The sequence below is a fragment of the Pedobacter roseus genome, assembly GCF_014395225.1.
Taxonomy (GTDB): domain Bacteria; phylum Bacteroidota; class Bacteroidia; order Sphingobacteriales; family Sphingobacteriaceae; genus Pedobacter; species Pedobacter roseus.
Genome location: NZ_CP060723.1, coordinates 5,634,979 through 5,658,499, shown reverse-complemented (window position 1 = coordinate 5,658,499; position 23,521 = coordinate 5,634,979). Strand labels below are relative to the sequence as shown.

The 23,521-nt window shown below is 39.9% G+C and carries 20 protein-coding genes and 1 pseudogene; 6 read left to right on the top strand and 15 right to left on the bottom strand.

From position 1 onward, the window contains the following. Positions 1–34: 34 nt before the first annotated feature. The 6 genes from H9L23_RS23380 to H9L23_RS23355 all read right to left on the bottom strand — a co-directional run bounded on the left by H9L23_RS23380 (position 35) and on the right by H9L23_RS23355 (position 5,358). Positions 35–649, bottom strand: a complete 615-nt coding sequence (locus H9L23_RS23380; protein ID WP_187592564.1) for a LytR/AlgR family response regulator transcription factor — start codon at positions 647–649, stop codon at positions 35–37. After that, the gene (locus tag H9L23_RS23375; RefSeq protein WP_187592563.1) at positions 639–833 is read right to left on the bottom strand and encodes a hypothetical protein; all 195 of its coding nucleotides are present in this window, start codon (positions 831–833) and stop codon (positions 639–641) included. The genes H9L23_RS23380 and H9L23_RS23375 overlap by 11 nt, the downstream gene beginning before the upstream one ends. 337 nt (positions 834–1,170) lie before the next feature. Continuing rightward, positions 1,171–1,914, bottom strand: coding sequence for a LytR/AlgR family response regulator transcription factor (locus tag H9L23_RS23370; protein ID WP_187592562.1), 744 nt, complete (start codon positions 1,912–1,914; stop codon positions 1,171–1,173). 1 nt (position 1,915) lies between these two features. Beyond that, positions 1,916–3,505: a sensor histidine kinase gene (locus H9L23_RS23365; protein WP_187592561.1), complete on the bottom strand. Its 1,590-nt coding sequence runs from the start codon at positions 3,503–3,505 to the stop codon at positions 1,916–1,918. A gap of 364 nt (positions 3,506–3,869) precedes the next feature. Then, positions 3,870–4,220 carry a translation initiation factor gene (locus H9L23_RS23360; protein ID WP_187592560.1) on the bottom strand — a complete coding sequence of 117 codons (351 nt, stop codon included), beginning with the start codon at positions 4,218–4,220 and terminating at the stop codon, positions 3,870–3,872. A gap of 256 nt (positions 4,221–4,476) precedes the next feature. Beyond that, positions 4,477–5,358, bottom strand: coding sequence for a diacylglycerol/lipid kinase family protein (locus tag H9L23_RS23355; RefSeq protein WP_246474768.1), 882 nt, complete (start codon positions 5,356–5,358; stop codon positions 4,477–4,479). A 223-nt stretch (positions 5,359–5,581) separates the two neighbouring features. Here H9L23_RS23355 and metK point away from each other — a divergent pair, with 223 nt between their 5' ends. Next, positions 5,582–6,832: a methionine adenosyltransferase gene (gene metK, locus H9L23_RS23350; RefSeq protein WP_138819454.1), complete on the top strand. Its 1,251-nt coding sequence runs from the start codon at positions 5,582–5,584 to the stop codon at positions 6,830–6,832. Positions 6,833–7,759: 927 nt separating this feature from the next. Here the strand turns inward: metK and H9L23_RS23345 are convergent. From H9L23_RS23345 to H9L23_RS23325, 5 genes are all read right to left on the bottom strand, one after another. Then, positions 7,760–9,871: a peptidase domain-containing ABC transporter gene (locus H9L23_RS23345; protein WP_187592558.1), complete on the bottom strand. Its 2,112-nt coding sequence runs from the start codon at positions 9,869–9,871 to the stop codon at positions 7,760–7,762. A 6-nt stretch (positions 9,872–9,877) separates the two neighbouring features. Further along, a complete protein-coding gene (locus H9L23_RS23340; RefSeq protein WP_187592557.1) occupies positions 9,878–11,035 on the bottom strand; it encodes an HlyD family secretion protein in 1,158 nt (385 codons plus the stop codon). A gap of 65 nt (positions 11,036–11,100) precedes the next feature. Next, complete coding sequence (locus H9L23_RS23335; RefSeq protein ID WP_086548660.1) at positions 11,101–11,307, bottom strand: bacteriocin; 207 nt, start codon at positions 11,305–11,307, stop codon at positions 11,101–11,103. Positions 11,308–11,610: 303 nt separating this feature from the next. Continuing rightward, positions 11,611–12,144, bottom strand: a complete 534-nt coding sequence (locus H9L23_RS23330) for a biopolymer transporter ExbD (protein WP_187592556.1) — start codon at positions 12,142–12,144, stop codon at positions 11,611–11,613. A 133-nt stretch (positions 12,145–12,277) separates the two neighbouring features. After that, on the bottom strand, positions 12,278–12,808 hold the full coding sequence (locus tag H9L23_RS23325) for a superoxide dismutase family protein (RefSeq protein ID WP_223191010.1): 531 nt from the start codon (positions 12,806–12,808) through the stop codon (positions 12,278–12,280). 119 nt (positions 12,809–12,927) lie between these two features. On the opposite strand from H9L23_RS23325, the gene H9L23_RS23320 reads away from it, so the two are divergent. Further along, complete coding sequence (locus tag H9L23_RS23320; protein WP_187592554.1) at positions 12,928–13,275, top strand: hypothetical protein; 348 nt, start codon at positions 12,928–12,930, stop codon at positions 13,273–13,275. Between the two features lie 117 nt (positions 13,276–13,392). Next, complete coding sequence (locus tag H9L23_RS23315) at positions 13,393–14,244, top strand: EamA family transporter (RefSeq protein WP_187592553.1); 852 nt, start codon at positions 13,393–13,395, stop codon at positions 14,242–14,244. Here the strand turns inward: H9L23_RS23315 and H9L23_RS23310 are convergent, their stop codons facing one another. Next, entirely contained in the window at positions 14,245–14,529 is a 285-nt protein-coding gene (locus tag H9L23_RS23310) for a putative quinol monooxygenase (protein WP_187592552.1), read from the bottom strand. After that, positions 14,501–15,130: an NAD(P)H-dependent oxidoreductase gene (locus H9L23_RS23305; protein WP_187592551.1), complete on the bottom strand. Its 630-nt coding sequence runs from the start codon at positions 15,128–15,130 to the stop codon at positions 14,501–14,503. The genes H9L23_RS23310 and H9L23_RS23305 overlap by 29 nt, the downstream gene beginning before the upstream one ends. 100 nt (positions 15,131–15,230) lie before the next feature. On the opposite strand from H9L23_RS23305, the gene H9L23_RS23300 reads away from it, so the two are divergent. Then, positions 15,231–16,133 carry a LysR family transcriptional regulator gene (locus H9L23_RS23300; protein WP_187592550.1) on the top strand — a complete coding sequence of 301 codons (903 nt, stop codon included), beginning with the start codon at positions 15,231–15,233 and terminating at the stop codon, positions 16,131–16,133. An 84-nt stretch (positions 16,134–16,217) separates the two neighbouring features. Beyond that, positions 16,218–18,713 (top strand): PAS domain S-box protein, encoded by a 2,496-nt coding sequence (locus tag H9L23_RS23295; protein ID WP_187592549.1) that lies wholly within the window; start codon positions 16,218–16,220, stop codon positions 18,711–18,713. 256 nt (positions 18,714–18,969) lie between these two features. On the opposite strand, the pseudogene H9L23_RS27145 reads toward H9L23_RS23295, so the two are convergent. Both H9L23_RS27145 and hutH read right to left on the bottom strand, forming a co-directional pair. Continuing rightward, a pseudogene (locus H9L23_RS27145) lies at positions 18,970–20,666 on the bottom strand (hypothetical protein); the annotation flags it as partial. 324 nt (positions 20,667–20,990) lie between these two features. After that, complete coding sequence (hutH, locus tag H9L23_RS23285) at positions 20,991–22,523, bottom strand: histidine ammonia-lyase (protein WP_187592548.1); 1,533 nt, start codon at positions 22,521–22,523, stop codon at positions 20,991–20,993. A 76-nt stretch (positions 22,524–22,599) separates the two neighbouring features. On the opposite strand from hutH, the gene H9L23_RS23280 reads away from it, so the two are divergent. Beyond that, positions 22,600–23,493, top strand: coding sequence for a LysR family transcriptional regulator (locus H9L23_RS23280; RefSeq protein WP_187592547.1), 894 nt, complete (start codon positions 22,600–22,602; stop codon positions 23,491–23,493). The last annotated feature ends 28 nt before the right edge of the window (positions 23,494–23,521 follow it).

Sequence of the window (23,521 nt, the reverse complement as noted above, 5' to 3'; positions counted from 1 at the left end):
TCGCGGGTTTTGGAAACCTGCGAGGTTTGAAAACTCATTTCCCCAACACTTCTTTTACTAGTTCTCTGTTTGGTTTAGATACCGGAATTTTATCGCCATTATCCATCAAAAGCGTTCCGCCATCTTCTTTTAACCAGCTTTTTACAAATTTCGGGTTTACGAGATGACTTTGGTGCGCCCGCACAAAACCTTGTGGTTTAAGCAGATCGGAATATTCTTTTAAAGATTTTGAAATGAGTAACTGATCTCCACCACTAAAGAAGAAATTGGTATAATTGTTATCGGCTTCGCACCTTATTATTTCTTCGGTGTTAACATATCTAATTTCATTCTGTTGAGGCAAAGCAATCCTGGCATTTATTTTAATGGCTTCTTTCTTATCCATCTTTTCATCCACCGGTGGATTTTGATATGCTGTGGGAGGGACAAAATTGATGGCAACGGTATTTGGCGCTATTGGGGGCTGCGTACGGTTCCGTCTGATCAAGAAATAGATCAGCATAAAAATACCTCCAAAAAAGCCAAAAAAGAGCAGGCCTGCTACCAACAGCATGATTATTTCAGGCAATCCTAGCATAGCTCCGTAGGCGGCAGTATGAATACCGTAAGCGAGTATGAAAATCAGCCCAAAAAGTATTTTATTTTTCATTTTGAGTAGCTTTTGCCTTTCTAATTAAATGTAAACATAATAAAACAAAACCAGCGATTACAGCGATTGCTATAAATCCAGTGATAAGAAGGAGGATGATTTCTGGCACGCCAATGGTTGCTGCATGCGCAACCTGTAAGCCGAAAGAAATAACAAAAAAGAATAAAAATAATAACTGTTTCATGCTGGTTGATTTAAATGTTTAGTGAAAGTAATTACGCTCGATACATTTAAAAACCAATATTGAGTATAAGGTAGCTTTTGATGAGGATTAAGCGCCAGACTTTTAGTATTGTATTTATTAAACCTCGCAGGTTTGGATGTTAAAAACAGCTGAATTTGTTTAATAAACCCGATAGCAGCGTAAAACCCGCAGGCGAGGAACGAGCCAAGGCTTTGAAGCGGATAGCGGGACTTTCATAACCTAAAAGCACCAAACCTTGCTTTTTTAAATAATATTAACCACCTAAGTCACCTGAGTGTATCTAAGTGGGGCGGTTAATTAATTTCGTAGTTTTAAACTATTTCCCCAACACTTCTTTTACTAGTTCCCTGTTTGGTTTAGATACCGGGATTTTATCGCCATTATCCATCAAAAGCGTTCCGCCATCTTCCTTTAGCCAGCTTTTTACAAATTTTGGATTCACCAGGTGGCTTTGGTGCGCCCGCACAAAACCCTGGGGTTTAAGTAAGTCTGAATATTCTTTTAACGGTTTCGAGATCAGGATTTTATCGCCATTGCTTAAAAAGAAAAAAGTATAAGTATTATCGGCTACGCAGCGCACAATATCATCAACAGAAACATAACGGATTTCGTGCTGTTGGGGCAAAGCAATTTTCGGACTGCTGGGCTCACTTTTTTTAATCTGGCTCAATAAAAAATTGAGCTGTTCACCATTTATTTTATTCCTGAACCGGATTTCAGCTTTTTCTACCGCAGTTATCAGCTCTTCAGGATCAACCGGTTTGAGCAGATAATCCAAAGCGGCAAATTTTACTGCCTGGATGCCATAATGATCATAAGCGGTTACAAACACCACTTCAAAGGTTTTCTCGGTAAGCTGGTTCAACAGATCAAAACCTGTTGTTTTGCCCATCTGGATATCGAGGAAAAGCAGATCAGGATGATGCAGGTTAACCTGTGCAAAAGCCTCGTCAATATTGGATGCACTGGCTACCACTTTAATATGGGGACAGTGTTTATCCAGTAAAATCTTTAGATTTTCTAAATTGGCGACTTCATCATCTACTAAAATTGTCCGCATTTTATAACCATTGATTAATTGTGATCCGGATTAAAGTTCCGTTGGCATCTGCTTTCATATCCAATAAAAACGGGGTTTCTTTATAAATCGAATTGAATAAAGATATTCTGTTTTTAGTCAATGCCAAACCCAAGCCGGCATAATCTTTTGCAGTATCAAATCCACCGCCATTGTCTTTTACGCTTAAAATCACATCTGTTTCCTTTTTAGTAAAATCGATTTCAATTTTGCCATCACCTCCTTTCGCTGCAATACCATGTTTTACGGCATTTTCTACAAAAGGCTGTAAAAGCATTGCCGGAATTTCAATATTCTCAACATCAAGATCAGGTGAAGCTGTGATCTGGTACTGAAAGCCAAAACGTAACTGCTCCATCTGCAGGTAATCATCCAATAAAGTTTTTTCTGATGTTAAGCTGATGAGTTCCTTATGGTCTAAAACATTACGCGTTAATCGGGCAAATTTGGTAAGGTAGCGATTGGCATTGTCGATTTCATTTTTGTTCATCAACGTTTGGATACCTGCGAGCGCATTAAACAAGAAGTGTGGGTTTAACTGCGAACGAACGGAATCTAATTGGAGTTTGGCGATTTCTTTTTCCTGCGATTTTTGTGCAAGTATCCTTGCCTCTCTCTTTTTTCGACTATTTAAAATCAGAACCAATATTATACCGAAAATGCACCCAATTGCGCCCCCTTTTAGTAAATCTTTAGAGGTAAAAAAACTTTCTTTTGGTTTTTCTATTGTAAAGAAAAAATTCCTAGCCAGTGTATTATCTTTCCAAAAAGAATAAGTACGTGTTTTAGGGTATACCGAAACCCGGTATTTACCTGGAGTGGTAAAATCTTTAACATCAATATCGCCAATAATCGTATTTGTGCTTTTAATTACCTTCCATTCAGGTTCGAGCATAGCAGAAGAATGGGCATCAATATTTTCAACCATTATCGAATAAAGCATATTGAAATCAGTATTTTCCATCGAAACCCTTATACCTTTTACACTTTCATTAACGGCTAAACTGGCGTTATTATTAATACTCCGGACTGAGTTTTCACCTAATAATTTAAACGACAGTGATTTCGGCGCAAAAATCGGCTTGTTGTATATTATTACCGAAGTAACATGACTTTTAAGATCGATCCTGTAAATTTGAACTTCTATTTTCTTGTTTACAGCATTAAATACCCCTAAATTGGCGGCAACGTAGTTAGGCAGAATACTTCCACTACCCCATTTATATTTTATTTTTGTTGGGATTGCATCTTTTTTAAGAACGATAGAATCGTTTTCTATAATTGAATAGCGATAAAAAGCCAAACTATCTTTCTGTATCCTACTTTCGATCTCAATCGATTTTGCGCCTTTCAATAAAACGATATTCCCTAAAGGAAAGTTAGTCAGATATTCAAATGGCGTAACCTGCTTTGTACCGCTATCTACCACTAAAAATATATTGCACTTTCCAAATTTTTGCTGAACCTCGTAATGTTTCGGATTACCATACTCATCAACCAAATATCTACTTTTCTGTGCATTTGCCACAAAAGTCAAAAGCAGTAAGGAAATAGAAAGGATTATCTTTTTCATTCGTTTAATTTTTCATAAACATCTTGCAAAAAATCTGCTTAAGAAATATTAAAACAGGATATGGCATGAATAAACTTGTAAATGGTAAGATTGGGGTAGTATTTAGATTGAGCGCGGCACATTTAATGATAGAAAATTGTAATCCGTAAATGCGATACAGCAGGTTCTAAAGAACTGTCGTCATTCCCGCGCATGCGGGAATCCTAATGCAACATACAAACCCTAGCAAGGCATTACGATTCCCAATCGGAGTTGGGAATGACGCAAAGCTTATAGGCATCGCCCTCTGGGCGTAGTCGAAGACTCCTACACAAGCAAATCAAATAAAGATCCTTCGTTGCACTCAGGATGACAGCTTTTTCTGTTATCCGCCGGCCTTTTTCACTTTATAGCCATCTTTTTGCAGAATGCCCATCACTTTATCGCGTACATCACCCTGGATCATGATTTCGCCATCTTTAACCGAGCCTCCTACGCCACATTTGGTCTTCAGCATTTTGCCCAATACTTCTAAATCTTCTGACCGCCCCCTGAAGCCTGTAATTAACGTTAGGGCTTTACCGCCACGGTTCTTTTTATCAAGCATTACCCTTAAATCCTGCTGATTGTTTGGAGAAGTAACCAAATCATCAACTTCTTCTTCGTATTCGAACTCCGGATTGGTAGAATACATAATTCCGCCAAGATCGCTTAAACTGTTTTTCTTTGGTTTCATGCTTATAATGTAAAATGGGAGATGTAAGATGGATGATGGTTTATTGGTTTAACTGGTTAATTGTTTAAATCGGTTAATTGACGCCAAACGCTCAACGCTAAATTGGTTAATGGTTGATGGTTAATAGTTTAATAGTCGATCATCTCCGCCAACCACTTTACGCTTAGCGCTCAACGCTAAATTGGTCAATGGTTGATAGTTTGATGGTCAATAGCCAGATTGTCTCCAAACTCCAAACCCTCAACTCCAAACTCAACTAAGGAACGATCACTTTTAACGAGAGTGGGTTCACCACCGCTGCTATCTCTGTCCCCATTTGCAAAGGTTCGCCATCTACGTGCACCGCTCCTTCTTTTTCCCTTATAATTTTAATATTTTTTCCTTTAATAATTTCAATCATGTCAGAGCTTTCTGCCTTGCCCCTTAACATTACATAACCCAAAACAGGCAATTTTATTATCGGGAAGGGTTTGATAATGCAAACATCCAGCAACCCATCTTTTACCGACGCATTTGGTGCGATATAAACATCGTTTCCATATTGCGATGAATTGGCAATGCTGATGGCAAAGGCTTTTCTCGTATATTCGGTACCGTCGATATTCAAGTTATAAGTTTGTGCCTTATAGTTAAAAACCTCCTTAAAACCCAGTTTTACATAACCTGATAATCCTCGTTTTTTATCTTTCGAAAAAACAGAACTTAAATGGGCATCAAAACCCATCCCGGCCAGGTTGAAAAAACATTTATTATTAAACTCCGCTGTATCAATTTCATCAATCTTAAAATTATTGATAATAGAGAGCGCATACCTTAGGTTTTTGGAGATATTTAAAAACCGGGCAAGGCCATTGCCTGATCCCAGTGGCAAAATGCCCAAAATTTTATTGTGCTTTAGCACTTTTGTGGCTACCTCATTTATGGTACCATCGCCACCTGCAGCGATAATTACGTCGAAGTTTTTGGTCGCCGCTTCATCAGCCAGTTCGCCGGCATGCCCCACATATTCGCTGAAAACGAAGTTGGGACTAAACTTTTCCTTATCGAGATATTTGTCGATAAAATCGGGAATACGGAGTTTTCCCCTCCCACCAGAGATAGGATTTATGATAAAGAGGATATTGATCTTTGTGTGCAAAGTGTAAGATTGAGTGCACAAAATAATCTATAATTTTTGAAATAAAGAAAATATGCTAATTTTGCGGCAGTAAAAAGTGGATTGATTTGCTATCCCGATACCTCGGGACCGGATTGCAACCACTTAAAAAAATTGCTAATGCCTCCTTTCAATCATTTTACCACCTGTTTCCAAGGGGTTTGGCAATTATAAATTTGTTTATTTATCATTAATTATTTAATAAATGTCATATTTATTTACATCAGAATCTGTTTCTGAGGGTCACCCAGATAAAATCGCCGATCAAATTTCGGATGCGTTAATTGATAACTTTTTGGCTTTCGATCCAGAATCAAAAGTAGCTTGCGAAACTTTGGTTACCACTGGCCAGGTTATTTTAGCTGGTGAAGTAAAATCTAAAACATATTTAGATGTACAGCAGATTGCACGCGATGTAATCAAGAAAATTGGTTACACCAAAAGCGAATACATGTTCGAGGCCAACTCTTGTGGTATTTTATCGGCCATACACGAGCAGTCGCAAGACATTAACCAAGGTGTAGATAGAAGCAGCAAGGAAGAACAAGGAGCAGGCGATCAAGGTATGATGTTTGGTTATGCAACCAACGAAACTGAAGATTACATGCCATTGGCATTAAACCTTTCTCATAAATTATTACAGGAACTGGCTGTTTTACGTCGCGAAAATAACGAAATCACTTATTTACGCCCTGATGCAAAAAGCCAGGTTACTTTAGAATACGATGATAACAATAAACCGGTTCGCATCGATGCCATTGTAATTTCTACACAGCACGATGATTTTGATGAAGAAGCTGCGATGTTGGCTAAAATTAAAACTGATCTGGTAAATATTTTGATTCCAAGAATCATCAAAAACAACCCAGCCTACGCGCATTTATTTAACGATAAAATAGAATACCACATTAACCCAACCGGTAAATTTGTAATCGGCGGTCCGCATGGTGATACTGGTTTAACCGGTAGAAAAATCATTGTAGATACTTACGGTGGTAAAGGTGCCCATGGTGGTGGCGCTTTCTCGGGTAAAGATCCAAGTAAAGTAGATAGAAGTGCGGCTTATGCTACCCGTCATATCGCTAAAAACTTAGTGGCTGCCGGCATTGCCGACGAAATTTTAGTTCAGGTATCTTACGCTATCGGTGTTGCAAAACCAATGGGTATTTACATTAATACTTACGGAACGGGTAAAGTAGGTAAAACGGATGGCGAGATTGCTAAAATTGTAGAGTCGATTTTCGATATGCGCCCTTACTTTATTGAGCAACGTTTAAAGTTAAGAAACCCAATTTACAGCGAAACTGCTGCTTATGGCCACATGGGCCGTACGCCAGAAACCGTTACCAAAACTTTCAGAACACCAAACGGTGAAGAAAAAACGGTTACAGTTGATTTATTTACCTGGGAGAAATTAGATTACGTAGATCAGGTTAAAGCTGCTTTCGGTATTTAATTCTGCAAATAAATTTATATAAAAGGCGTTTTGCAACATTGCAGAACGCCTTTTTTGTTTCGCTAAACCTACGCAGTTTACCTGTGCCCGATTCTATGCCTGGTGGCCAGCCAAACAGTAGAAAAATCATTCATGTTTTTTGAAAAGCAGGGTTCTGCGTTCGTCGGGTCCGAAAGCCCCGCCATACGCTTTACCTCACTGCGTTCGGTGTTCGCTCTTGTCGGGTTTATTTAACCTGGGTAAGTGGTTCTTAGGCGAGTAATCTTCGCGCCAGTAAAACTTAAATATTAGCACGGACAGAACATTCCTAAACCTGATTGACGCGGTAGCTCCCGATTTTTTTCTAATCGGGACTACAAGCAAAAAGCAGGACTAACGCTAAAAATTGCGCTGCAACCGATTCTATGTTTGGTGGCTCACCAAACCATTATAAAAATCAATTACAGTTTTTTTGAAAAGCAGGGTTCTGTGTAAATCTGTTCCGAAAGCCCCGCCATGCGCTTTACCTCACTGCGTTCGGTGTTCGCTCTTGTCGGGTTTATTTAACCTGGGTTAGTGGTTCTTAGGGGGCAGAAATCTCCTTAGTATCGTCATTTCGACCGCAGTGGAGAAATCTTTTAAATTTTCAATATTTTGGTACAAAGATCTCTCCATTTCGCTGCGCTACAGTCGAGATGACGATTGTTCTATTGGAGCCTGTCAATGGTCGCGTAGTCAAAGGGCAAAAAAGATTGCAGCAAAAAGCAGGACTAACGCTAAAAATTGCGTTGCAACTGCTTTCCAAAAAACATACAAAATATTTTCCCTTACGCGAAACTTAAGAAGTCGGTTTGGGGCCCATGTTTAAAAACACGAAACGTTCCTACGGAACGAAAACGCCAATCTACAATTGGCTACCCGTGAAGCGTTCCTACGGAACGGGGTAATTTAGGCCAACTGATATTTCAGCTCCTGATGGCTGCCCTGCTCTACCACTACACCTTTATCCAATACAATAATTTTATCGGCATTGTTCAGCGTGCTCGATCGGTGGGTAATTACAATTACGGTTTTCTGCTCTTCTTTTAAAAGCGCTATCATCCGCTGTACATGCTGTTCCGAAACCGAATCAAGCGATGAGGTAGCTTCATCTAAAATCAGAATTTCCGGATCACGGTATAAAGCCCTTGCAATGGCAATCCGCTGCCTTTGTCCGCCTGATAAAGAGGTGCCATTTTCGCCCAGATAAGTCTGAAAACCATTTGGCAAAGCTTCGATAAAACCAATTAAACCCAGTTTAACAGCAATATCAATAATCTTTTGCATATCGGGTTCTTCTTCCCCAATGGCAATATTATCGATTACATTGCCCGCAAATAAATCAATCTGCTGGGGTACTACCGATACCATTTTGCGGAGGGAGGTGTTGCTAATGTATTTCAGGTCGTATTTACCAATGCGCACATTACCGGCCTGTATAGGGTAAATATTTTGAAGGATCGACATTAAAGTCGATTTACCCGATCCGCTTTCGCCCACAATGGCCGTAAATTTACCCTGCGGAATGGTTAAGTTCAGGTTCTCGAAAACCGGCAACCTCGCACCATAACGGAAAGAAACATTTTCGAAATGGATATCACCGATTTTATCGGTACTTAATTCAATCTGGTTTTCGTCGCTTTCGCGCTCCAAATCCATAATTTCAAACAAACGATCAGCAGCAATTACGGCATCCTGTACGGTTTTATTCATGCCGATCAGCGAAGAAACCGGTCCCGTAAAATAACCGATCAAAGTATAAAATGATAATAATTCCCCAGGTGTAATCGAATTGCTCAACACATAACCTGCACCTACCCAAAGTAAAATAATGGTAATCATCCGCGAAATAAATTCGGTAGAAGTTCCCGATACCACGGCATTGATATTCGATTTAAAACCAGCCTGAAGCAATTTGATAAAACGGGTTTCGGTTTTTTCGTTTGCATGATCTTCCAACCCAAAACGTTTAATAGTTCCTACCGAATTTAAACTTTCTACCAGTTGCGATTCAAGCTCGGCAGCATCTTCCATCAGCCTGCGTTGTGTGCGTTTGTTAAACCGATCGGTAATTATATAAATTACAAAATACAATGGAATAACGGTAAGCGTAATGAGTGCAAGTTTCCAGTAATAGGTAAACATCATGATGAAGGAAAAGAAAACGATAAAAATGTTCACCACAAAATTTACGCATACATCGTTTAAAAAAGTCCTGATTTTTACCGCATCGTTTATCCTCGAAATAATTTCACCCACCCGCATGGTATCAAAAAACTGTTGCGGCAAGCGCAGCAGGTGTTTATAGTAGCCCAAAATAAGCTGCGAATCAATCAACTGGCCGGTTTTTAAGGTAAAAACCGTTTTGGCTGAGCCAATAAACATTTGTACCAGCAAAATCACCATCATGGCAATGCTCATCAGGTTAAGCAGGTTATGATTGCCATCTACGAGCACAAAATCGACCAGTTTTTGTACGAAAATAGAGGTTGATAAACCCAACACAGTATATACAACCGCACCAAATAAAACCTGTGTCAGAATGCCTTTGTGCGGTTTAATCAAACTCCAAAACCTTGCCTGGATCGATTTTTTTTCATTGCCGATCTGGAAATTTTCTGATGGCAACAACAATACTAAAGCACCAGTCCATTCCTTTTTAAATTCATCGTATGTTTTACGGTGCACTTTCCCATCCATAGGGTCCATCACCTCTATAAACTTACCTCCTACCTTGTAAATCACTACATAATGCTGCAGCATATCGTTTACAATAATATGGGCAATAGCTGGTGTAGGTATTTTAAATAAACTTTCAAAAGGTGCTTTAACGCCTTTGGCCTCAAATCCTAATTTCTGGGCGGCTTCTACAAGTCCTAAAACGGTGGTTCCTTTTTTATCTGTTCCGGCAAGCTGCCTGATCCGCGCAACCGCCAGGTCTAATTTATAATGGGAGGCAATTGAAGCCAAACAAGCTGCTCCACAATCTGTAATATCACGTTGCTTTACCATTGTACTCATTGCTTCTCATGTTTTTTGAATCAGGTTTGGATTAACCCAATCGTCTACCTTATCGTAAAGCAACTGGTATAAACTGCGGTCGGTTACTTTAAAACGGGCCGTAAAGTTCATGCCTTTTTTAAGGTAGCCTTTGTAACCGTTCTTTAGTTTCAGGAAATTTTTATCCATTAAACACTTTACCTTAAAAGCGGGTTGGTTGTTATTTAAAATCACAATATCGTCCGAAATATCAATCACTTTACCCACCGCTAATCCCCATTGGTTATAGTTGTAAGCGTTAATCTGAAAATGCACTTCCTGTCCTTTTCTGATTAGGCCGATATCCGATGGATTAATATAACAGTAAGCCGCCAAACCTGCATCAGGCGAAACCTCGCCTACCTTTTGGTTCGCAAATACGTAGGCGCCCTGCTGTAAGCCAATTAAATTCTGCACGGAACCATCAATAGGCGCACGTAAAACATATTGTTTTTTCTGTTCGTTCAGTTCTGCCTGCTGACTGGAGAGCTGGCGCAGCTCATTGCGGTAGCCATTAGCTTCGGTTTGCCACTGGGTTTTATATTTGGTACGTACCATTAAGTAAGCCGATTCAGCCTGCTCGAGTTCGTATCTGTATTTTTCATATTCTGATTGCGTGAGTACCTTATTCTGATAAAGTTTATTGTAACGCGCAAATGTGCTGCTGGCCTGTCGTTTGGTAATACCTGCATTTTTTAATTCCTGCGCATATTGTTGCCATGAAGCCGCATATTGGCCGGTTTGTAAATTAGCGCCACCATTAAACGATAAGAGGGCATTAATATCATGTAAAAATTGGGTAATCTGGTTTTTACGGGTTTCTACCAAAGCATCCTGCTGTTTGGGCAGGCCGGCATCAATGGCCAAAAGGGTATCACCCTGTTTTAGTCGTTTATTGTCCGAAAGCCTGTATTGTATCAAGCGACCGTTAACGGGTACAATAAGTTCTGTTTTTTCGATGGTAGATTGCAAAATGCCTGTACCATTTATGCTGATGGGGATTTTAATAAAAGGAAGCGCAATCAAAACCGTTAAAATTGCCAGCACAGTAACAACATAGATTAACTGGCTTGATTTGCTGATTTGAGCGCGGTAAACAAGAGCAGTATTCGAAATTCTTTCGGTAGAGTAGTTGGTTAGCGCCATAGGATTTAGATTTTAAAGTACCCGCTATCCCGGATAACTGAGGACAGCGGATACAATAAATTTGCTTATAGACTCCAAACAAGTTTCAAAACATTGGTTACTGTTTTGTTTAAGAATGCTGAAGTATCTGCGCCAACTGCATTTAAAGTTCCTGAAAGCGAAGCTAAAAGTTCGTTTAAAGTATTGTTAACAATACCACCACCTTCTACTTGTGACATTTCAGTTGTGTTCATTTCTTTAACACCAAGATTTTTTAATTCTAAACTTTTCATACTAGATTTTTTTTGAGTTTGAGATCCCTACTCTTTTTAGGCTTTTCGGGACGCGCCTGATGTTGGCCAACACTTCAACGAATGTAATCATATTAGCTATACAGGTGTAGTATTAAACACCTAACACAAACCTAACCATTCGTTAATAAGCCACGCAAAAGTGCCATAACACTTCAAAAACGCAATCTCTACTAAAAAACTAGTGTATTAGTTTTCATATTCAATTTATTCATTAGCCATAAAACGTTTTATATTCTTTTTATTCGCTCTACAGCTGGACTTAATACTTAAAAATAAGTAAGATTAAAGGTTGTTATTTTTCATAAATACCAGCTCCTTTTCGGCGAAATGATCATCATCAATGCTATAAGATTTAATATCCGCGATTTTCATTTCATCAATTACATCAACAAAGTTTTGGAATTTGGCCGTTTTGCCCGGTTTGATGATTACGATCATATACTTAGCAGGATTATTTTGATGGGTTGCTGCAACCAGCAGCTCATTCGACTTAATTTCCTTTTGGAGATCTGCTACCGGAATCACTTTCATATTAGCCTTTTCAATTGTACCCATGTAAGAAACGGCTTTGTTATCTTTTCCAAGTACAATGGTCATGGTACGCGATTCGGGAAAGGGTGCAAGATCAATATCATGCTTATTAATTGGCTTAGCAATATCTGCGGCATTTAACTGGCTCAACGTTGTGGTGAGCATAAAAAATGTAGTTAATAAAAACATGAGGTCTACCATTGCGGTAAGATCTACTTTTGGTGTTGGTTTTTTGGTTCTTCCTTTTACGGCGTTGCCGCTTTGAGATTCGTTTAGAGTTGCCATAATGATTTAGGTTTTTTTAATGATGATGACAACCCTGATGAAATTGCATAAAAAAAGCGGTTAAAAATTTAACCGCTTTACAAGAGTTGTCATTGCGAGGAGGAACAACTAGGCAATCTTAATTAATAGAATACTATTTCACCGCTTCAATAACACCGCAGCCCACTCTTGGTCCTGAATTGCCCGTAGGTTGGGTGGTATAATCATCTGTACCGCCATGCACAATAATCCCCCTACCGATAATATTTTTAACATCGCCATCCTTAATGCTCCATCGGTCGGTAGTAACCGAAAGTGTAGCATGTCCTTTACCATCTAACTTAATATTACCAATATCGCCACTGTGGTAAGCTGCCGATCCCCATTTACCATGTGCTTCTTTGGTCGGATTCCAGTGGCCATGGGTATTTTCGCCCATGTTGCCACAATCGCCATGTTCGTGAAAGTGTACCGCCACATTGCTATCAGCCCGTGCGGCAAAATTCATTTCAATATCCATTTTAATTTTTCCGTCGCTCAGTTCATAAAACTTTGCTGTACCAATGGTTTTGGTATTATCGGCCGTTTCTGTTAAAGTGGCCTGGGCAATTTCTTTGTCGGTTTTGGTACAGGCACTTACAAGCGCAACACCAGCAATCGCTAAGCTTAAAAGGTATTTTTTCATTTTATTAAAATTTAGTTTACTAACGAAACACATTGACAATCATTTAGTTTGATCTAAAACAGATACGGTTAAAACCATTTCGAATACCACTTGTTTAAATAGTATAAAATCGTATAACTATGGAACAGCCAACTGCAATGAACACTTTGAGTCAAATTTTAGAGAAATTGAGGCTGAAAGGAAAAGATAACGAACTAAAAATGTCCGATCACGGTAAAATGCAAAGTAAATCTCTCGGCAAAATTTATAAACCAGAGGATTTAACCATTGTTAAAACTTATCGCTTTGAAGGGGATTCTGATCCGGCAGATAATTCTGTTTTATACCTGTTAGAAGATCAGGACAAAAACATTGGATATATACTAGATGCTTATGGTATTTATTCGGATAATGATGGACCATCATTTGATGATTTTCTTAAAAAGATTCCAACTGAAAACAGAGACGAACAGGAATTATTCTGTTAATAAGCATTTAAACATTTTAGAAGGGAGAATTGGTGTAATCTGATTCTCCCTTTTTATTTTTAAAAAAATTCGAAAACTATAATTCCGTAATTTTGCGCCTCATTTACGAGCGCCCTGATGAAAAGCAAAATCAATATTCCGCCAATTCCAGCTGTTTTACTGTCTATTATCAGTGTACAGTGTGGTGCGGCAATTGCAAAAGGGCTTTTTCCTCAAATTGGTGCGGCGGCTACCGCATCCTTACGCATCGGTTTATCAGCCATAATTTTAGTGATCGCTTTTCGGCCAAACCTCTTTAAATTAAACGCCAAACAATGGAAATATGTAATCCTTTATGGAGTTTGTTTAGGCGTAATGAACATGGTATTTTATATGGCCATTGCAAGGATCCCAATCGGTTTAGGCGTTACGCTCGAATTTGTCGGACCTTTGGTTTTAGCCATATTTGGTTCGAAAAAAGCCATTGATTTTATCTGGGTAATATTGGCCGCTACGGGAATAATACTCATTACCCCGTGGACAGGCACAGGACTAAACATAGCTGGGGTTTTGCTGGCACTTTTAGCCGGCGTATTTTGGGCAGGTTATATTATTTTGGGCGGCAGGATTTCGAAAATAATGAAGGGAGGCGATGCCGTTGCGATCGGGATGATGTTTGCCACCATTGTGATTTTACCTTTTGGCATTTTTGGAGGCGGCTTAGGAAACTTAAGCCCGAAATTACTGGGTTTAGGAGCAGCGCTTGCGCTACTATCAAGCGCCATTCCATTTACCCTCGAAATGAAAGCCCTTAAGCAGATCCCTGCACGAACTTTCAGTATTTTAATGAGCCTCGAACCCGCCATGGCTTCATTGGCGGCCCTGGTTTTCTTACAAGAATTCCTTACGCTCAAAGAATGTTTTGCTGTAGCTTTTGTGGTGATTGCCTCTGCAGGATCAGCATTAACTTCAAGGCGGGCAAAATTATAATCAGGCCAGTTTTTCGGTTTTATAAATCACAATTCCATCGGTGAGTGAGTCTATCTGTGCTACAAAAGCCAAAATATAGGGCTGTTGATTGTGTTCATCTAAACCCGCCTGATCTTTCCATTCTTCCTGAAAAATAAAGGTTAAATCATCGGCAGCTTCATGCAGGTCGTATTGGATACAGGCTTCTTCTTTTCTCGAATTTGTTACCATATCTAATAAAAACGCTCTTAGCGGATTTACCGTATCCGGTTTACTTTTAACTATTGCTGTTAGATAAATGCTCATATACTTCGGTATTTAAAAAGTTTTGGGTTAAATGTTCGTGGTGCTGTTTTAGTGCACGATCAATATCGGCATTTTTTTCTACGTCATGAAAATGGATTCCTTCCATTCTTTCCATTCCGGTAAAGGCATTCATCCTGTGGAAACCGAACAAAACCCCATCATCTACACTGGTTTCCATAAAAAACTCACCAGGTAAGGTAAATGCTTCTTTTGGAGCATTCCACGATGAGGTGACCATATATTTACGGCCGTGCAACATGCCACCTGTCCCATAATTTCTGGTCGGGTTATCAGCTTTTCGGCCATCGCTTACATAAATCCCCTTTTTGTGGCCTTCGGTAAATACCACATCGATGTATTTTTTAAAATCGTGTGGTAACTGGAACCACCAGATCGGGGTATGGTAAATTACTACATCGGCCCAAACATATTTTTCTACTTCCTCACCAGGATTGTAATCGTGGTTGATATTGGTTGTTTTTACCTCAAAACCTTCCTGTGATGAAAAGAAATCGGCAGTTGCATCAGCTATGGTTTCGTTAAATTTTCCGCCAGAGTGCCCAAATTTTTGCCCTCCGTTGATGATGAATATTTTTGTCATTTCGTTTTTTTCTATTTTGATAAGGCAAAATTACTGCACTTAAAGCTATTATTAAAACAAGTTAATTCATAGCTTTGTATCAGAATTATAATAACAAATTATGGTGAACTTAGAATGGTACCGAAGCTTTAAAGCGATTTATAAAACGGGGACATTAACCGGTGCGGCCGAAAGCCTCTTTATATCGCAACCTGGTGTGAGTTTGCATTTAAGCTCATTGGAAAGTTATGTGGGTTATAAACTGTTTGAACGTACAGGCCGAAAAATGATCCCGACAGAAAAAGGGAAAGTACTCTATAATTTCATCGTAGAGCCCCTGTCCAAACTTGAGGATGCAGAAAAACATTTCCAAAAAAGCACAGAAAAACATACACCAACCATTAGTGTGGGCATGTGTTTCGAAACTTTTCAGATCACACTTGAACAATATATCTCCACCCTTCCCTTTAATGTAATCATCCGCTTTGGCGAATACCCTGAAATGCTGGATCAACTGGACAAAGGCATATTAGATTTGATCATCACCCCACAAAAAGGAAATTCGCCCAATATTGAACATGAAGCTTTTTCTTCTGAAACGATTGTTTTGGTAGGCGGAATAGAAACTGATGGACAAACCTTTGATTCTTTGGCAAAGAAAAATGATTTATCAGGTATGGAGGAATGGTTAAAACAGCAGAAATGGTATGGTACCGCAGGCGATATGGAGCACCTTTTACGCTTTTGGCAACTTAATTTCGGTAAACGCGCCGATTTCAGGCCTAATTATATCGTACCCAACCTCAATTCTATTGTCAGGTGCCTTTCGGGTGGAAAAGGTTTGGCTATTATCCCCGATTTTCTTTGCAAGAAAGAGGTTGATGAAGAAAAAATCAAGATAATTTGGGAAGGTACTGCCCCATTAAAAAACACGTTATATTTTGGTTGTAGGAAAAATACGCAATATGCAACTGAAATTCATGTTATTAAAAACCTTTTTAAGGAGGTTATGGTTAGTATATAATTAAAATCCAATACCTACAGATTTACGCTTACATAATTGAATTTAAACAAGTATTTATTTTAAATTATCCCTTAATATCCCAAAATGAGTCAATCCGTTCATCTTTTAAGCAACGATCAACTATTAGAAGTTTTTAACTTAACTCATACGGCCACTGCTGTACACGTTGGAGAAACTGCGATCATCCAGGCTGCTAATGATGCCATGCTCAGAATCTGGGGTAAAGACAGGAGCATTATCGGAAAATCGCTGGAAGACGCTTTGCCTGAGTTAAAGGGTCAGCCTTTTATTGAAATGTTCAGAAAAGTATGGCTCGAGGGATTGGTGATTTCCGGAAAAGATACCGCAGCTGATCTAATAATAGATGGCAAACTGCAAACTTTTTATTTCGACTTCGAGTACCGTGCGATAAAAAATAATGAAGGAAAAACAATCTGCATTTTACACACGGCAATCGATGTAACGGAGCGTGTGCTTAGGCAGGAGGCAATAGAAAGAGAACAGGAGAAGGCTGAAGCGCTGGAACGTGAGCAAGCATTAAATGAAGAACTGGCCGCCACAGTAGAAGAACTTGCGGCCACTAATGAAGAGCTGGTATCCACAAATGAAGAACTGCAGGAGACACAGGAAACCTTACACGTTTTAAATAATGAACTGGAATTAAGGGTCATAGAACGTTTCAACCAGCTTTCGGAAAGTGAAAAACGCTTTAAAACGATGGCAGAAGGCACAGATATTTTTATTGCCGTAGGCGATGAAACCGGGAATGCCGTATATTTTAATAAACCCTGGATGGATTTAACGGGTAAATCGATGAAAGACCTTCTGGACTTTAACTGGACGAATTTAATCCACCCCGACGACCGCGACAGGTATGAAAACATCTATCGTTTAGCCCTTGCAGCAAAAAAACCATTTGCGGGCGAATTCAGGATCCTGAGTAAAAAAGGTGATTACAGGTGGTTGTTGGCCAGCGGTCCGCCGCGTTTCCACGCCGATGGTTCTTTTGCGGGCTACATCAGTTCCTGTGTTGATATTACCGAAAGAAAATTAATTGAACTGGAGCGGTTAAACCTGAGTAAACTTATTGAAGCAAGTTCCGAATTTATCGGTCTGGTTGAGCTGGATATGTCTATCCAGTACCTGAATCCTGCTGCGATAAAGAAACTGGGCTGGGAAAGTATTGCTAACAGAACCATTTTAGATTGCGTTTATCCTGAAGACCAATCGATTGCAAAACAACTTTTACCGGGCATTTTGCAGAATCAAAACTTTAGGGAAGAAATCCGTTTCTGGAACGAAAAAACTGGAAAACCCTTTTGGATTGAATGGAATGGTTTCGCAATTAGAAACGAAAAAAATGATGAGGTTATCGCTATGGCTACGGTGAGCCCGGATATTACGGAACGAAAACTTTACCAGGAAGAACTTCAGGATATTAATATGGAAATGGCAGCTGCAAACGAAGAGTTGGCCACCACCAATGAAGAACTTGCCCAAACACACGAAGACCTGATCCAATATGTAAATAAGCTGGCTGATAGTGAAGAAAAACTCCGTCAGGCGATAGAAACAGGCAAAATGGGTACCTGGAGTATAAATCCGAAAACACTTGATATAACCATGTCTGGCTTTGTTAAGGATTTATTAGGACTGCCATTAGATCAGCCTGCAACAATGGAGTCTATTATGAAAGCCATCAACCCTGAATATCACGATATCCTAAATAAGGCACTAAAAAATGCCTTAACCAGGCATCTATCCAGCGATAACGAGTACACGGTCAATAATTTAATCACCGGAGAAGAAAAATGGGTAAGGGCCACCGGAAAGGTATTTGTAGACCAACATGGAAATGCAACTGAATATTCAGGGCTGTTTATCGACATTACTGAGCAAAAACTGGATGAATTGAGGAAAAATGATTTTATCGGTATGGTAAGTCATGAATTAAAAACACCGCTAACGGCCATTAACGGTTTTGTTCAGGTTTTGCAACGGAAGGCAAAAAAAGATGAAGACAATTATTCGATCGTTGCTTTAGACAAAACGCATAACCAGATCAGAAAAATGACAACCATGATTAATGGTTTTTTAAACGTATCGCGCCTGGAATCGAGTAAGCTATTAATCGAAAAAAGCGATTTTAGCTTGGGTACACTTTTAAAAGAAACGATTGAGGAAATGTACATTTCGCAATCATCCCATCAGATTATATTAAACCCAACCTGTGAGGTAACTATCAATGCCGACCGCGATAAAATTGGCAATGTAATTTCTAACCTGATCAGCAACGGATTAAAATACTCGGATAATGGTACACGTATAGAGGTAACCTGCAAATTACATGATACTGAGGTTGAAGTTGAAATCAAAGATGAAGGTATAGGCATAAAACCTGATGATATTGACAAACTTTTTGAACGTTATTATCGTGTAAAGGGCAACCATACCATTTCGGGTTTTGGAATTGGACTTTACTTAAGTGCCGAGATTATAGAAAGGCACAATGGTAAAATATGGGCCGAAAGTGAGGAAGGTATAGGCTCTACTTTTCATTTTACTTTGCCTTTAAGGTAATTTATCGCATTTTTAGCGCAAAGGTATTCACCACAAAGGCACAGGGAACACGAAGTTTTTTATTAGATAAACAACTACTAAGCTCGGGGTTACAATACGCGGAGCATATTCCGTGGTTTCAGTGTCTCTGTGGCTAAAAAGAAAATCGTCATTCCTAACTTGATTAGGAATCGTAACGCTTGACAGGGTGCATTAAGATTCCCGACTGCGCGGGAATGACGAAACCCTCCAAAAAAGCCTCTGTGGTAAAAACCTACTCTATTCCTAAGCCATCCAATACTTCATCATCGACCAGGTTAGGCAATGTAATTTTTAAAGTAGCCGTGCGTTCCATTTCGCGTTCGATGGCGAAACGGGCTTCCTTATTACGGGCCCAGCTTCTTCGGGCAATACCATTGTTTACATCATAAAAAAGCATGTTCTGTAATTTTTCTGCAGCTTGTTCGGTTCCATCAAGCACCATTCCGAAGCCACCGTTTATCACTTCGCCCCAGCCTACACCACCACCATTATGGATCGAAACCCAGGTTGCACCCCTAAAACTATCGCCAATCACATTATGAATGGCCATATCGGCGGTAAATCTGCTTCCATCGTAAATATTGCTGGTCTCCCTAAAAGGTGAATCCGTCCCGCTTACATCGTGATGATCTCTACCTAAAATCACTGGGGCAGACAATTGGCCGGTTTTAATAGCTTCATTAAATCGCAGTGCAATTTTTGCACGGCCTTCGGCATCAGCGTAAAGGATACGGGCTTTTGAACCCACCACCAATCTATTTTCTTTTGCCGCAGTAATCCAGTTGATGTTATCCTGTAACTGTTGTTGTATTTCGGATGGGGCAGTCAATTTAATTTCTTCCATCACCTCTTTGGCCATTCGATCGGTTAGATCGAGATCCTTTTCATTACCCGATGCACAAACCCACCTAAAGGGCCCAAAACCATAATCGAAACACAAGGGGCCTAAGATATCTTCTACGTAAGAGGGATATTTGAAATCTACTCCATTTGGCGCCATCACATCGGCACCTGCCCTACTGCATTCCAGTAAAAAGGCATTTCCATAATCAAAAAAGTAGGTTCCCTTAACAGTATGTTTGTTAACGCTCGCAGCATGTCTTTTTAATGAAGCCCGGACATCAGTTTTAAATTGTTCAGCCGCATTGGCCATCATTTCATTGGCTTCTTCAAAACTTAAACCTGCGGGGTAATAACCCCGGAGTAAGGATTATGGAGCGAAGTTTGGTCGGAACCTATTGCTACTTGAATATTTTCTTCATCAAAACGCTCCCAAACATCTACCACATTTCCAATATAAGCCAGTGAGACGGTTTGTTTTTCACTTTGAGCCAATACAACCCTTTTCACCAGTTCATCTAAATTATCAATCAGCTCATCTACCCAACCCTGTTGGTGCCTTTTGGTTGCCGCTTTCGGATTTACCTCGGCACATACCGTAATGCAGCCCACAATATTTCCAGCTTTGGTTTGCGCTCCACTCATTCCACCTAAACCGGCCGTAAGGAAAATTTTACCGGCGGTATCTTTTCCATAAAATCCTTTTTTTCGGAAAGCGTTCATTAAGGTAATCGCCGTACCATGAACTATCCCTTGTGGCCCAATATACATGTACGAACCAGCAGTCATTTGCCCATATTGAGTTACACCTAAAGCGTTAAATTTTTCAAGATCCTCAGGCGAAGAATAATTCGGTATCATCATGCCATTGGTAACCACCACACGAGGTGCGGCAGTGCTTGATGGGAATAAACCCTGTGGATGCCCGCTATAAATATTCAGCGTTTGCTGATCGGTCATTGTGGCGAGGTATTGCATGGTGAGTAAATATTGTGCCCAGTTTTGGAACACGCTTCCATTGCCGCCATAAGTAATCAGTTCTTCAGGATGCTGTGCAATGGCCTGATCCAAATTATTCTGGATCATGAGCATAATGGCGGCAGCATGTGGCGTACGGCAAGGATATTCGCTTATTGGCCGTGCATAAATGGCATAATCGGGCATAAAACGGTACATGTAAATGTGTCCGTAGTTTTCCAGTTCACTTAAAAACTCTTTTGCGAGTTCCTGGTGCCATGCTTCGGGGAAATAACGCAGCGCATTTTTAATGCTCAGTTTTTTTTCCGCAGCATTTAATACCGCTCTCCGTACCGGCGCATGGCTCAATTGCGCATTTCTTACCTTTTTTGCGGGTAAAACCGAAGGAATACCTGCCAATAGCTGTGCTTTAAAATCCATTTCCTGTAATTTTAATTCTTATAAATCCTGTTCAGCCCTGATTGCGGTGGCCACAATTTTTCCTTCCTGTACCATTTGGATGGCATTTTCCATCCTATCATACATAATCTGATCTTCTTCAAAATGATCGATTTCTGTACGCACAAAATCGTGCACCGCAGCCAATATTTTACCAGGTTTTAATGGATCATGATAATCGACAGCCTGTGCAGCACAGAACAACTCAATACCAAGGATTTTCTCTACATTTTCAATCACCTGTAGGGCTTTACGGCCACTAATGGAGCCCATGCTTACATGATCTTCCTGACCAAGCGAGGTTGGAATACTATCGGCGCTGGCCGGGAAACAAAGACCTTTATTTTCGCTGGCCAAAGCTGCCGAGGTATATTGAACAATCATAAAACCAGAATTTAATCCGGTTTCTTTCATCAGCAATTTCGGCACGCCAGGCGTATTTCCTTCCAGAGAGAGGTAAATCCGTCTATCGCTGATGTTTCCGATCTCTGAAGCGGCTAAACAGGCATAATCGAGTGGTAAAGCCAGGGGCTGACCATGGAAATTGCCTCCGCTGATCGTTAAATCATCGCTAAATATTACGGGGTTATCCGTTACCGAATTCAGTTCGATTTCTAAAGCTTCTTTTAAATGTAACCAAGCCGTTCTGGAAGCGCCATGCACCTGTGGAATACACCTTAATGAATATGGATCTTGTACTTTGGCACAATCGGCATGCGATTTCATGATTTCAGAACCTTGCAGCAGTTTCCGCACCTGCTCTGCTACGGCAATATTTGCAGGGTATGGCCTTAACTGATGAAGTTGTGCATGAAAAGGTTTTTCTGACCCTTGCAAACCTTCAATCATCAACGCAGCAATAACATCAGCAGAATTTAGCACATTTTCCAAACGCTGTACTACTTTAACGGCATGCGCTGCAATAAACTGCGTTCCGTTAATTAAAGCCAGTCCTTCTTTGGGGCCTAATTGTAAAGGCTGTATTTCATGTGCTGTTAAAAGTTGAGCTGTGGCAATAATTCCGCCTTTATAATGCACCTTACCTAAACCAATTAAAGGCAAAAAAAGATGAGAAAGCGGCGCAAGATCGCCAGAGGCGCCAACAGAACCTTGTTTGGGCACCACAGGAGTGGCACCGGTTTCTAAAAACCAGATCATTCGATCGAGTGTTTCGATTTTAATGCCGGAGTAGCCCTGAGCTAAAGCCTGCAGTTTTAAAACCAACATCAGTTTTGATATTTCGCTATCTATCGGTTCACCTACGCCAACAGCATGGCTTTTCAAAATATTCTCTTGTAATTTACGGGTGTCAACTGCCGAAATCATGGAAGTACATAAAGGACCAAAACCGGTATTGATGCCATAAACCGCTTTACCGGAAACGGCAATCCGTTCTACCACCTTACTGCTTTCAAGCACTTTATCCCGGGTAACGGCACTCAATACGCCTTTGATCTCACCATTGCTGATGGCCAAAGCCAGTTTAGCGGTTAAATGATCCGTTCCGTAATTAAAAATCTGTTGCTCACTCATATCATAAAGGTTTTAAACAAAAATAAGCCCTATATTTGATACCTATAAATACCAATTACATCATCATGTAATAACTATGAGTTATCAAATAGAACTTAGGCATTTAAAATATTTTCAGGTATTGGCCGAGGAACTGAAGTTTAGAAAGGCTGCCGATCGCCTTTTTATTTCCCAGCCAGGACTGAGCCGGCAGATTAAACAAATGGAGGAAATTTTTAACGCTCCACTCTTTGATCGGAACAAGAAAAAAGTAACACTTACCGAAGCTGGCCTTTACCTTAAAGATGAAGTAGATTTTCTCTTTAGCCATATCGAGAATATTAAAAAACAGCTGACTAATATTACAGAAGGCAAACAAGGGGAACTCCGGATCGGTTTTTTAGGTTCGGCAGCACAAAAAATTGTACCAGAAGTTATTTTTAAGCTTAACAAAGATTTTCCGGAGATCAGGACCAATCTGGATGAAATGCCCAATAAACTACAGATCGAATTACTGGAAAAAGATATGCTCGACGTAGGTTTTGTGCGGATGCAACAGTTTAAACCGGGTATTTCGAAACACATGATCCATCAGGATACTTTTTCGCTGGTACTGCCCAAAAGCCACCCTATGAAGAAGGCAAGTTTTGAAGGAGTAAAAAAATTGGGTGACGAGCCTTTCATTTTTTTCTCAAGCGATGACAGTCCATTCTACTACGACCTGATGATGAGTATTTGCGAAGATCACGGCTTTAAACCCAAAACCTATCACAAATCGGTTAATGCACTCACCATTTATAAACTGGTAGAAGAAGGTTTGGGCATTGCAATTGTACCCACTGCCCTGCAATATGGCTATCAGGAAAACGTGAAGTTTGTGGAGCTTAAACATATTCCACAAAGAACAGAGCTGTATATGATCTGGAAAGAATCGAACCGGAACCCGGCACTAAAAAATGTAATTAAACTGTTGTTGCAGGATAAAGCTTAGCACTCTTCGTATTAGAAATCCGATTTAA